The organism is Kurthia sp. YJT4 (genome assembly GCF_030219945.1).
Classification (GTDB): Bacteria; Bacillota; Bacilli; order Bacillales_A; family Planococcaceae; genus Kurthia; species Kurthia gibsonii.
In genome coordinates, this window is the sequence record NZ_CP126689.1 from 397140 (window position 1) to 410357 (window position 13218).

The window sequence follows — 13218 nt, forward strand, 5'->3', positions numbered from 1 at the left end:
AAAGGGACAAAACCGCGCGCGAAAGGGAATCCTGCTCGCCGAAAGGGAATCCCTACCACTCAAAAACCAAAAACCGAAAACGCTCTGCAATCTCAGAGAGTTTTCGGTTTCAATCGTTTCAGCGTTGGACTTGTTTTAAGTCTTCTTTAATTTTTGTTGTTGAGATGCCTTCTGTACGTGGTAAGTAGCATACTTCGCAGTAGTCAGATAGGAAGTCGAATTTGCCTTCCCAATCATGTCCCATTACGAATAAGTCTACATTGTATTTTTGTACATCTTCAACTTTTTGTTCCCAGTTATTTTCAGGAATGACTTTGTCTACATATTTAATCGCTTCCAAAATCATTTTGCGATCTTCGAAACTATAGTAAGCTTTTTTGCCTTTTAGTGCATTGAATTCATCCGACGAAATGGCAACGATTAGGTAGTCGCCCATTTCTTTAGCACGGCGAAGAATGTTGATGTGGCCAGCGTGTAGTAAATCAAACGTGCCATACGTAATAACGGTTTTCATAATTTGCCTCCAAAATCATACTTTTGGTTATTATAGTACACCCATTTAAAAAAAGAAAGATGTGTTATAAGTGAGTTAGTAAGTATTCTGCTAAGTTTTTAGAAGATTGACCTGTAGAATACGTATTCCAGTGGCTCGAGTAGTCTTGTATAACAGTTGCATCAAAATCGAGATGAAGAATTGCGTGTACTAATTCTTCGTCGCTATCCACAACAGGTCCGGGAACCATTGTTGGATAGTCACTCCAAAATCCACGACTCATACGGTATTGATCTAAATCATATGGATAGAAGATTTGTGGCTTTTTAAAGAACGCATACTCAAACGGAATTGACGAATAATCACTGATTAAACAGTCAGTTACCGTTAGTACTTCATGAATTGGTACTTGATTGTCGAGTACGATAATTTGAGGGTTTACTAAATTTTCTACTGTATGTTGAACAGCAGGATGTAATTTAATAATCAATACATATTCATCGCCGACATCTTGCATCAATTTTGTAAAGTGAATCGGAATTTGCTGTGTAGTTAATTCTAAATCACGAAAAGTTGGTGCGTATAATAGAACTTTCTTTTCACGCAAGATTGGATATTTTTCAAATAAGCGTGTGCGTACCTCAGTAACACGCGACTCGTCAAAATAAAAATCTGTGCGCGGAATCCCTGTGCGTAAAAACGCATCCGGATCCTTATGAAATGCTAGACGGAAAATCTTCGCCATTTGTTCCGAACCGACAACCACTTTATCCATACGTTTATAAACTTTTCGAAAGCGACGAACTGCTGCTGGTGTACGATATGCGATACTCGGATCAGAAAGTGCGAATTTTTTAATTGCACCTGCTGCATGCCAAAGTTGAATACATTCGATATGTTTCGGCAGCACATGTAAAAGCGGTACATAATTGTCGATTAATAGCGTTTTACAAGTAGAGATATGGTACAAACCACCTATATATTGACGTAAGTCTTTCATCTCAAATAAAATAATCTTTTTTACGTTAAGATTTGAAAAATTTTCGTTGCAACGAGACGTTTTTAGTACGATAATATCTGAGTAGCCTTGCTCGTTTAGTGCTTGTATTGTATAAGCAGCGTTATCGCCAAAATCGCATAAGAAAACCATCTTTTTACGTGTCGGAAAGATGGAAAAAAGTGCGAAGAAAAATTTATTTATAAGTAAAAATAGTTGAATTAACAATTCTTTTGTCATAGATTCACCCAAGTTAGTTTAATTTTTTACTACTTTTTTTATTATAGCATATTCTCTTGAAGGCGAAATATTGAAAGTTTAAAAAAATGGAAAGATTCATCATAGGAATATGGTATGATGTATGTTGAAAAATTATTAAAATTGAAAGAGTGAACAACTTTGTCTATTAAAAATATATTAACAAAAGTCTTGAAGAAGGCTTATCGTTATATGGCAAAAAAGCCACGCATCGAGAATTTAGTTGTCTTCGAAAGTTTTCATGGTAAACGTTATAGTGATAATCCACGTGCGATTTATGAATATATGAAAGAAAATTGTCCAGAATTTGATTTGATTTGGTCTGTAAATAAAAAGAGTATCCCGATGTTTAAAGAAATGAATGTTCCTTATATGAAGCGTTTTTCTTTAAAATGGTTGCTGACATTCCCGAGAGCACAGTATTGGGTGAATAATGTGCGTCTTGCGAAATGGATGAAAAAACCTAAAGGTACAACTTATTTGCAAACATGGCACGGTACACCATTGAAGCGATTAGGGACAGATATTGAGGAAGTACATATGCCAGGCACAGTCACTTCGAAATATCGTAAAAATATTATCTCAGAATCGAAAAACTGGAGCTATTTAGTAGGGCCAAACGCATACTCAACAGAGATTTTATCACGTGCATTTCATTTTAAAGGACCTGTAATTGAGTCAGGCTATCCGAGAAATGATGTCTTACATAACCCATCTGAAGCACGTATGCAGCAAATTCGTCAGTCATTGAATATCGATCCGAAGAAAAAAGTGGTATTATACGCACCGACGTGGCGTGATGATCAATTTTTCGAAAAAGGTAAATATCGTTTTGAGTTCCAATTTGATATTAATCGTATGAAAGAAAAATATGGCGATGATTTTGTCTTATTAGCGCGCATGCACTATCTTGTGTCAGAGAGCTTTGACTTTACGCCATATAAAGATTTTATTATCGACGTGTCAGATTATTATGATATTGCCGATTTATATTTAATTAGTGACTTATTGATTACGGATTATTCATCTGTGTTCTTCGATTACGCGACATTAGATCGCCCGATTATTTTCTATATGTATGACTTAGAAGATTATCGTGATCGCCTACGTGGTTTTTATATTGATATTGAAGCGGATGCGCCAGGTAAGATTGTCAAAACAGAAGATGAGCTCATCGCTGAAATTGATCGTGCGTTAACAGAAGGTCATGCAGATCCTGCTCGTTACGAACGTTTCAAAAATCGCTTCTGTGAATGGGAAGATGGACGTTCTTCGGAGCGTGTTGTGAAGCGCGTATTCTATAAACAAACACTCGCACCGGCCTACATTCCACCAGTAGAAGATGAAACAACTGTTGAAACAGAACCATGTGAAACCGTATTAAATTAATAAAAGTAATCCGAAAAGAGGAGTCGTCCGCAAGGCGATTTCTCTTTTTCAATCGCATGGACATTGTGTCTTAAATTGGGTGCGAATATGCTATAATAAGCAATGAATATTCGGAGCGTTTTGGAACTAATTTTCGCAGCATTTCGTTCTAATTATTTGAAATACAGGGAATAGAGGAAAATACAATATGAAAGCAATGATTAATATCATTAAAGAACAGGTGAATTCATTTTATCTGGTTCAGCGTTTAGCGAAATTCCAACTGCGCATTGATAATCAGGGGAACTATCTTGGATTCATATGGGAAATTTTAAATCCTGCCATCCAAATGGCGATGTATTGGTTCATCTTCGGCTATGTGATGCGTCGAAACGCAGAAGTCGACGGTATTCCGTATGTATACTGGATGTTAGCGGGGATTTCTTTCTGGTTCTTTATTAATAAAGCTATTTTACAAGGTTCAAAATCAATCTATCAAAAATACTCCATGGTCGCAAAGATGAATTTTCCACTTTCGAGCATACCGAGTTATATTATTATGGGAAAATATTATGGTCACTTGGCGCTACTCGCTGTCATTATGGTCATCTTCTGGATTGGCGGATACTATCCGACATGGCACTATTTCGAACTCATCATTTTCGTATTATGGTCATATGTGTTAGCCTTTTCAATCACATTACTTACATCAACACTGACAGTCGTTGTACGTGATTTACAAATGGTCATTCAATCGGTTCTACAAGGGATGTTCTTCATCTCTCCAATTCTGTGGGATCGCTCAAAAGACATGCCCGAATTATTACAAAATATTTTAATGTTGAATCCATTCTATTTCTTAGCGCAAGGTTACCGTGCTGGGTTACTAACACATGAATGGTATATCATCAATCATTGGGAACTCGCATTATACAACTTAGCACTTATACTGATCTTCTTGTACTTCGGTGCAAAAGCACATTATAAATTCCGTGCGCGCTTCTCAGACTTTGTCTAAACTTTATGGAGGATGCTCAAATGGCAGAATCAGTTATTTTAAAAAATATTACAAAAAAATATCGTATGTATGAAACGAAGGGCCAGCAAATTGCTGACCTGATCTTTCCAGGTAAAAAAGGTTCATCTTTTAATGCGATTGAAAATATCACTTTTTCAGTAGAAGAAGGCGATGTCGTCGGACTTGTCGGTATTAATGGTTCGGGGAAGTCGACTTTATCCAATATCATTGGCGGACTCGTTCCACCAACATCGGGCGAATTAATCGTTAATGGTGAAGTGAATGTCATTGCGATTCAGTCAGGTCTGAACAATGCCTTAACAGGTGCTGAAAATATCGAATTCAAATGTCTACTTATGGGCTATTCAAAAGAAAAGATTAAAGAAGTCATGCCAGAAATCATTGAGTTTTCAGAGCTTGGAGACTTCATTTATCAACCTGTTAAACAATATTCAAGTGGTATGAAGTCGAAACTTGGCTTTGCGATTAGTGTAACAGCGAATCCTGATATCCTCGTAATCGACGAAGCATTATCTGTTGGAGACCAGACGTTTACAGATAAGTCACTCGCAAAAATGCTCGAATATAAAAAACAAGGAAAGACGATTTTCTTCGTCAGCCATAACCTTTCTCAAGTACGTAATTTCTGTACAAAAATTGCATGGATTGAGGGTGGGCGTTTACGTGAATTCGGCCCAACAAATGTGGTCATGCGTAACTACATGGCGTTCCTAAAAGACTATAATAAGCTGACACCAGCCAAGCAAAAAGAATTCCGCGACCAATTGGCGAAGCAGCGTAAGCATAAATAAGAATAGGAGTGACAAGCGGTGAGAAAAACATTATTTCTGGTAAGCAATGACCTCAATACGGAACAAAGAGGCTTGCATAAAGCAGTATTAAAACAAGCGCGTCTGCTCAATCAGCCAGATTACCAACCTGTTCTTGTAACATTAGACTACAAACCAAACTATGCGGAAATCGAACGTGAACTTCATGTCACAGGTCATCTTCCACATGATGTGCATATTGTGAATTTATACGACTACTATCGTGATCGCTTTGCAGTGGTGGAAGTATCGGCTGTTTCAAAAGCACATTACGAAAAGAACCGTCATAAATTCGAAGACGAATTCTTTGTAGAAGATGCTGGCAATCACGCACGCTATTTTGAAAATGGTCGCTATGCAAAATATAAGCGCTGGGACGAAGATGGTCGCTTACAATTCGTCGACTACTTCAATGACAATCGCGTACGTATTTCGCGTGAGGAGTTCCATCCAGCAGGATATAAAGCACGCGAAATTTTATATCATCCAGCAAACAACAAGAAGAATCAAGAGAGTTACTTTACACCAGATGGCTTCTGTTACTTAACAATCTGGTTCAACTATTTAACAGGCGGACAACAACGTGTCTTCCTATTTGACCCGAAAATTCAAAAAGCCTTTGATTTTAAAAATCGTTTAGAGTTTCAAACTTTCTGGGTGAATGAATTATGTCGTTTAGAATCGGTTCGTCCGATTATTGTTGCTGAAACTGAACGTGTAGCAGATCGCGTACTCGGTGTGGAAGATCAGTATGCGGATAAAATTTTTGTTGTCGAACATAACCATTTAGAAGAACCTTATACAGTTGGTAGTTCGATGCCAAAGTTTATGAAGTCAGTCGTTAATGCGATTCCAAAAGGCTATGCAACGGTTGTATCAACAGAAAAACAGCAACTTGATTTACACAGTGATGTCGGCAATCGTGGCAATATTCACGTCATTCCACCGACAGTTGAAGCGATGCCAAGTGAAGCATTACGTGATCCAAATCGCTTCGTCATGGTGACACGCCTTATTGAAGATAAGCAAGTACAGCACGCAATAAAAGCGATGAAACAAGTGATTGCAGAAGAACCTGATGCACGCTTAGACATTTATGGTGTCGGAAACGAAGAAGCGAATCTACAAGAATTAATTGCAGAAGAAAAGCTTGAAAAAGTTGTCACATTAAAAGGCTACCATCCGAATGTAGCAGACATCTATCAACAAGCCCTCGCTTCCATCATTACAGCGAAAACAGAAGGACTTAATTATGCGTATGCGGAAGCAGCGATTCAAGGCACACCAACCATCTCTTATGCGATTACATACGGTCCAACGACATACATTACGCATAATGAAAATGGCATACTCGTTGAACCTGACAATATCGAACAACTCGCAACCAGCATGATTGAAGCAATCCAAAACCCAGATCACATGCTAAAACTCGGTGCAGCTGCAAAACAACACGCAACAGAACAATTTGCAGAAGCCACATACAAAGAACGCTGGCAACACGTCTTACACCAAGCTGTTCACCACAGCCCGAAAATCAATATGATCTAACTCTTAACTCTCGCTTAGGCGAGAGTTTTTTTGTTGTGAGTAGATGGTGGTGGGGGGTGGTGGGAGGATGGACTTAAGTTGACTAGGTTGTGTCTAAAAACTATTTTCGCTTCATGATACAATGTTAAAAACAAGAAATTGAGGTGGATGAAATGGCGCCAAGTCGTTACGAATTATCAGATGAACAGTGGAAACAAATTGAAGGGTTCTTCCCGCCGTACACAACCGGTCGTCCTTCGAAACGAAGTAACCGCGAGATGTTCAATGCGACGCTGTGGATTGCGCGTAGTGGTGCCCATTGGCGTGTGGATCTGCCAGAACACTATGGCTTTTGAAAAGCAGTGTATGCTCGCTTTTGTAAATGGCGGAACGACGGGACACTCATTTTGATTTTTCAAGCGCACATTATACGATTCCACCACGTACGAACGCCAAAGAACCGTGGTCTGTCGATTGGTATCTCTACAAAGAACGCCACGTAGTCGAATGCTTTTTCAATAAAATCAAACATTTCCGACGAGTGGCCGCGCGTTATGACAAATTAGCCACTTCTTTTTTTGGCATTCGTTTATATCGCTGCGATTTTCAAATTAACGCAACGCAATAAGGTAGAGTTTTTAGACACGTCCTAGTATTATTCACTATATTTAGACATAGAAAAACACCCCAAAAGTTAGTTTGAAGTGACCCCTAAAAGTTAGACACGGTTATTTCATTTAGGCAGCTTGAGTGAAATGGGTTCGGTACGCTACCGGACTCATTTTGTATTTTGCCTTCATACGTTTTGTGTTGTAATACGTTATATACTTTTCAAGTTCCAATTTAAAATGCTCCACACTTTCAAATTCCTTCAAGTAAAGGAATTCCGATTTCAATATGCCGAAGAAATTCTCCATGACGGAGTTGTCGTAACAGTTCCCTTTACGGGACATACTTTGCACAATCCCTTTTGATTCAAGGGCATGGCGATATTGCTTCATTTGATAATGCCAGCCTTGATCAGAATGCATCAATAGTTGATGTTCTTCCGGCAATCTCTCTAAAGCCTTCTCTAACATCTCAGATACTAAAGAATACGTTGGTCTAGAGCCAATGGTATACGTGATGATTTCTCCGTTAAATAAGTCTAAAACAGGTGATAAATAGAGCTTTTCACCAAATAGCTTAAACTCCGTAATATCTGTTACCCATTTCTCATTCGGTGCCTCTGCTGTAAAGTTACGATCTAAAATATTTGGCGCAATTTTACCGACGGTACCTTTATAGGATTTATACTTTTTCATACGCACTAAGCACTTTAAACCCAGCTCTTTCATGATGCGCTGCACCTTCTTATGATTCACCTTTTGCCCACGATTCGCTAGCTCATCGCGAATACGGCGATAGCCATAACGACCCTCATGTTCTTCATAAATCGCTTTGATTTCTGCCTTCAGTTCGGCATCGCGGTCTGGACGATTCATCTTTTTTACTACATTGTAATACGTGCTGCGTGGAATTTGTGCGAATGTTACAAGTGCTTTCACCGAGTATTTTTGCCTTAATTCATAGATGATCTTTACTTTGTCTTCTTTGGTGATTTTTCCTTGGCTTGAACTAAGGCATTCAACTTTTTTAAATACTCGTTTTCCATACGTAGACGGTCGATTTCTGCTTGTAGTGCTTCTGGTGAGCCTTCTACTGGTGCTTGTTTTGGTTGTTTATTTGTTTCTTTTTTCATGGATGGACGCCCCTTTTTCTTTGATTGAAGGGCATCAAATCCTTTGGTTTCGAATATTTTTCTCCATTGAAGAATCGTGGATGGTGCGGCTATACCGAAGATAGCCGCTGTTTCAAGTAAGGACGTACCTTGTTCAATCATGAAGTTTAGTACGTCTAGTTTAAACTGTGCTGTATAGTTTGTATACGATTTTGTAAACGCTTCTACACCGTTATACTTATATTGTTTCGTCCAATTAAGAATGGCCTTATGATCTGTCCCGATCGATTTAGCAATTTCACGTGAACTTTCTTTGCCTTCTAAGTAGCGTAAAGCCGCTTGTAATTTTTCCGCTGCCGTATATTTAGCCATAAAAAACTGCACCTCCAATTGTTAGATGTGTCTAACAATTGGGGTGCAGTTCAGTTTTTAACTCTAACTTTTGGGGTGCAGAACCCTTTTGTCATTAACGATTTAAGTAATTCAACGCATATTGAACGTATAATTCTACACCTGTATCCATTGCCTCTTCGTCGACATTGAAATGCCCGTTGTGGTGTGCCCAACGAGTATCTTTTTCAGTATTACCACAGCCGACTAAAGCAAAGCAACCAGGTACTTCATCTAAATAGTAGCTAAAATCTTCTCCACCCATTGTTGGATCATCTTCCCAATAAGCTTCTTTTCCAAAATGTGTTTCAACAATTTCTTGAACGAGTTCTGCACTCTCTTTACCGTTAATCACAGCTTGTGTTCCATAGTTATATGTCACTTCAGCTGTTCCACCATATAAAATAGCTGTTTGTTCTGCATAGTGGCGGATAGATTGTTCTACATGTTTGCGTACATTAGCGTCAAAACAACGTACAGTTCCTTCGATTAATGCATTTTCTGCGATAACATTAAAGCGCGTTCCAACATCCATTTTACCAATTGTCAATACGGCTGATTGAATGGGATCTATCGTTCTTGCTACAACTGTTTGAGCATTTAATGCAAATGATGAGGCCATCATAACTGCGTCAATTGCATTATGTGGTTGTGCAGCATGTCCGCCACGTCCTTTAAAACGTACAGAGAATAAATCGGCTGAAGCAAATTGAGCACCTTTTGCACATTGAACTTTACCAGAGTCAATTTGCGACCAAATATGAATGCCAAATACATTATCTACACCGTCAACAGCACCTTGAGCAACCATTTTTTTCGCGCCATTCGCTACTTCCTCTGCAGGTTGGAAAATGAGGCGTACTGTACCGTTAATTTCGTGCTGCAATTGTTTTAAAATGCGCGCCGCAGTTAGTAGTATGGCTGTATGAGCATCGTGACCACAAGCATGCATTTTACCATCTATTTTTGAAGCATAAGGTAACTGTTGATTTATTTCATAAACAGAAAGGGCATCCATATCTGCACGTAAAGCAACTGTTTTACCAGGGTTCGCTCCTTTAATTTCAGCTATAACACCTGTTGGTTTCATTCGTTTATACGGAATTTCTAAAGTGTCTAAAAAAGCACAGACATAATTTGTTGTTTCAAATTCTTCCCATGATAATTCAGGATTTTCATGGAGATGTCTCCTTGTATTTACTAAATCCTCATGATAAGTGTGAACAAGTTCTTTTACAGTTGTCATATAATTCTACATCCTTCCATTATTTAAATCCAAGAGATGAAAATACCAGCTAAAACAACAGATACAATTGTTACGGTAATAAATCCACCAACGAGCATGGGTGGTAAAAGATGACTCAATAATAAATCGCGTTCTTTTTCATTATCTGTTGTAGAGCGCACTACTTCGTTTGTAATAATATAATCTGCTGGGAAGCCATATAAAGCTGTTAGTGATACACAGAAAGCTAAATTTGGACTCACTTTTAAAATTTTTCCAGCAACAAATGAGAATATGTACATACCGATTACAGCTAAGACGATTGACACGATTAACGGAGCGATAATTCGTAACATCATTTCAGGAGTCGCATTTTTTAAGCCATCAAATACAAAGAGCATTAATACCATAACGGAAATACCAAAACCATTTGCTTTTTTTAATGGTTCACGTTCTAAAAATCCGATTGATGTTGCGATAACACCAAATACTAAACATAGCACGAGCGCATTCACTGTAACGAACGGTTCTAAGGCAGTTGAAACAGCGTAAGCTAATAGTCCAACAATCGCGATTCTTAAAAATTTAAAATAATCTGTATTGTATTTTTTTGGCATTCTTGCAAAAAGTTTTGGATTTTCATTATCCGTTGTTGTTTCTTTTTTAATTTCTGCATGCGCAAGTGTGCCGCTACGGTAGTCAGCTAACAATTTTTTAGCTTCACGTTTTAAGAAAATAGAAGTTAATGGGTACCCGGCAAATCCTTGAATGACATAAATAACGATTGCGAATACAGCCAAATCTTCAAATCCTGCGTTAGCAGCGCCTTCAGACATAATAAGTGAAGATACTAAGCCGCCAACAAGTGGTGGAATGGCAACAATCATTGTACGTAAATCGAAAATCATAGCACCAATAGTAAATAGAATTAAGATAATTCCTAAAATACCTGATAACGCAATAACGATTGTTTTCCATTGTGCTTTTAGTTCTTTAAGTGAAAGAAGCGTTCCCATATTTGTAATTAATAGATACATAAACATCGTTGCGATAATCGGTCCAATACCTGCAATTTCGACAATGTTTTTTGGAAATATGGTCCAATAACCAATTAAAAATAATACTGCACTAACGAATACAGAAGGAATCCAAGCTTTTGTTTTCGTTGAAACGACATCACCTGCAAATAAAATAGCAACAATGATGACAAGAGCTAGCATTTGAGACATAAACTCACTCCTTTTTTATTTTTTTTATATCTTCATTCTATTCTTATTTTTCTGAAAATACTGATTTTGTAGAAAAATTAAGTACAATATGTAGTATTTGATAAATATTTTTGTATGAAACAGCATATTTTTTATGCAATATACTAGGACGTGTCTAAAAACTCTACCTTATTGCATTGACTACGTGGCGTTCTTTGTAGAGGTACCAATCGACAGACGACGGTTCTTTGGCGTTCGTACATGGTGGAATCGTATAATGTGCGCCTGAAAAATCAAAATGAGTGTCCCGTCGTTCTGCCATTTCATCCACCCCATTTCCTGATTTACACCATTGTATCAGGGGGGATAGTTTTTAGACACAACCGACAAATGCCCGCGCGAAAGGGAATCCCCGCCATTGAAAGGGACAAATCCGCGCGCGAAAGGGAATCGGTGCATTTGAAAGGGAAAAACTCACGCGCGAAAGGGAATCCCGCTCTCTGAAAGGGACAAAACCGCGCGCGAAAGGGAATCTCGCTCTCTGAAAGGGAAAAACTCACGCGCGAAAGGGAATCTCGCTCTCCGAAAGGGAATCCTGGCATTTGAAAGAGACAAATGGTCGCGCGAAAGGGAATCCTGGCATTTGAAAGGGACAAATGGTCGCGCGAAAGGGAATCCCGGCATTTGAAAGAGACAAATGGTCGCGCGAAAGGGAATCCCGCTCTCTGAAAGGGACAAATCCGCGCGCGAAAGGGAATCTTGGCATTTGAAAGGGACAAATCCGCGCGCGAAAGGGAATCTTGGCATTTGAAAGGGACAAATCCGCGCGCGAAAGGGAATCCCCGCCACTGAAAGGGACAAATGGTCGCGCGAAAGGGAATCCTGGCATTTGAAAGGGACAAATGGTCGCGCGAAAGGGAAACGGTGTCGTTGAAAGGGACAAATGGTCGCGCGAAAGGGAATCCCGACTTTTGAAAGGGAAAACTCGAATCTTTTTATGATGAACAAGCTTTCTAATCTATAATCCAATAATTGAATAAAAAAACACGCCTTTTTTAAAATAAGAAGTATAAACAAAAAATCTCGAAAATATGCATAGTGTATAGTAAATAAAAAAGGAGAATTTTGAAATGATCCAAAAAGAATTTCGTTCTAGTCCTAAAATGCACATTTTAAAAAGGCTTTATGCACGTTTACATTTGGATGAAATAAAAGTACGTATTCAACAAGATATAGCGAAGATTGAAGCTGGAGACTTTGGAGAAGAAATTGTTGCAAAACGCTTAAATACTTATAAAAACACAATAGATATTCATGTTTTTCACGATATCACGCTCTATCAAAATGGGCTATTTCAAATGGATTTTCTTGTTGTGACATCGAGTTGCATCATCATTTTAGAAGTGAAAAATATTTCGGGACATATTTATTTTACACAGAATCCACAACAACTGATTCGAAAAATAAAAGGACAACCTGATCAGAAATTTAGAAGTCCCGAAACTCAAATTCAAAAATATATTAAACAATTAGAAATATGGAATTATAGTCATCAATATAATATTCCAATATATGGATCAGTAGTTTTTCCTACACTCTCAAGTATTGTAAATAGTGATAATACCATGACACATATTTTAGATTTAGATGAAATTGAGCAGTTTATTTATAAGCAAAATCAGGAGAATACTGAAAATACGGATGTACAAAAATTTATTAACAAAATAAAAGAAAAAGCGATTGATTATCGGATAAATACTTTAGGAGAATATTATAATTTTAAATTGTATCACTTGAATAGTGACTTTCTCTGTCCAAAATGTCATTCGAAAATGCTGAAAAAAAGTCGGAGGAAATGGAACTGTTCCAATTGTACTTATACAGGTCAGCGAATAATTAAAGAAGAATTAGATGAATATTTGAGTTATTTTCATCAAGATATGCTAAAACAAGACTTACAAAAATTTATGAAAGATGTTTCTAAAAGTACGTTTTATCGAGAATGGAAGAAAATACAAAAATAGAAATATTACACACATCACAATTCTATAACAATTTTGTCATATACGTTTATTTCTATTTCAAAAGGAAGGAAATAGTATATAAATATTTCAATTATATTAAGAAATCCAATTATTTGTATAAATATAAGGTAATTGGACGAAGGTATAATTAGGACAAAAG

At 37.7% G+C, this 13218-nt stretch carries 10 protein-coding genes and 1 pseudogene; 6 read left to right on the plus strand and 5 right to left on the minus strand.

Going from position 1 to position 13218, the window contains the following annotated elements:
* Positions 1-118: 118 nt before the first annotated feature.
* Positions 119-514, minus strand: a complete 396-nt coding sequence (gene tagD / locus QN089_RS01990) for a glycerol-3-phosphate cytidylyltransferase (protein ID WP_285215830.1) — start codon at positions 512-514, stop codon at positions 119-121.
* A gap of 64 nt (positions 515-578) precedes the next feature.
* A complete protein-coding gene (locus tag QN089_RS01995; protein ID WP_285215831.1) occupies positions 579-1730 on the minus strand; it encodes a CDP-glycerol glycerophosphotransferase family protein in 1152 nt (383 codons plus the stop codon).
* 210 nt (positions 1731-1940) lie between these two features.
* On the opposite strand from QN089_RS01995, the gene QN089_RS02000 reads away from it, so the two are divergent.
* The 5 genes and pseudogenes from QN089_RS02000 (at position 1941) to QN089_RS02020 (ending at position 7144) form a co-directional block, all read left to right on the plus strand.
* The gene (locus QN089_RS02000) at positions 1941-3137 is read left to right on the plus strand and encodes a CDP-glycerol glycerophosphotransferase family protein (protein ID WP_285215832.1); all 1197 of its coding nucleotides are present in this window, start codon (positions 1941-1943) and stop codon (positions 3135-3137) included.
* A 187-nt stretch (positions 3138-3324) separates the two neighbouring features.
* Positions 3325-4134: an ABC transporter permease gene (locus tag QN089_RS02005; protein WP_068455780.1), complete on the plus strand. Its 810-nt coding sequence runs from the start codon at positions 3325-3327 to the stop codon at positions 4132-4134.
* Between the two features lie 20 nt (positions 4135-4154).
* Entirely contained in the window at positions 4155-4946 is a 792-nt protein-coding gene (tagH, locus tag QN089_RS02010) for a teichoic acids export ABC transporter ATP-binding subunit TagH (protein WP_068455778.1), read from the plus strand.
* 18 nt (positions 4947-4964) lie between these two features.
* Entirely contained in the window at positions 4965-6512 is a 1548-nt protein-coding gene (locus QN089_RS02015; protein WP_285215833.1) for a glycosyltransferase, read from the plus strand.
* Positions 6513-6664: 152 nt separating this feature from the next.
* Positions 6665-7144, plus strand: a pseudogene (locus QN089_RS02020) (transposase).
* An 84-nt stretch (positions 7145-7228) separates the two neighbouring features.
* On the opposite strand, the gene QN089_RS02025 reads toward QN089_RS02020, so the two are convergent.
* From QN089_RS02025 to QN089_RS02035, 3 genes are all read right to left on the minus strand, one after another.
* A protein-coding gene (locus tag QN089_RS02025; RefSeq protein WP_285215258.1) for an IS3 family transposase occupies positions 7229-8583 on the minus strand; the annotation gives its coding sequence in 2 pieces (ribosomal slippage) (positions 7229-8130 and positions 8130-8583; 1356 coding nt in all).
* Positions 8584-8677: 94 nt separating this feature from the next.
* Complete coding sequence (locus tag QN089_RS02030) at positions 8678-9847, minus strand: amidohydrolase (RefSeq protein ID WP_285215834.1); 1170 nt, start codon at positions 9845-9847, stop codon at positions 8678-8680.
* Positions 9848-9870: 23 nt separating this feature from the next.
* On the minus strand, positions 9871-11055 hold the full coding sequence (locus QN089_RS02035; protein WP_285215835.1) for a hypothetical protein: 1185 nt from the start codon (positions 11053-11055) through the stop codon (positions 9871-9873).
* Between the two features lie 1109 nt (positions 11056-12164).
* Between QN089_RS02035 and QN089_RS02040 the strand changes: the two genes are divergently transcribed.
* Entirely contained in the window at positions 12165-13058 is an 894-nt protein-coding gene (locus QN089_RS02040) for an NERD domain-containing protein (protein WP_285215836.1), read from the plus strand.
* The last annotated feature ends 160 nt before the right edge of the window (positions 13059-13218 follow it).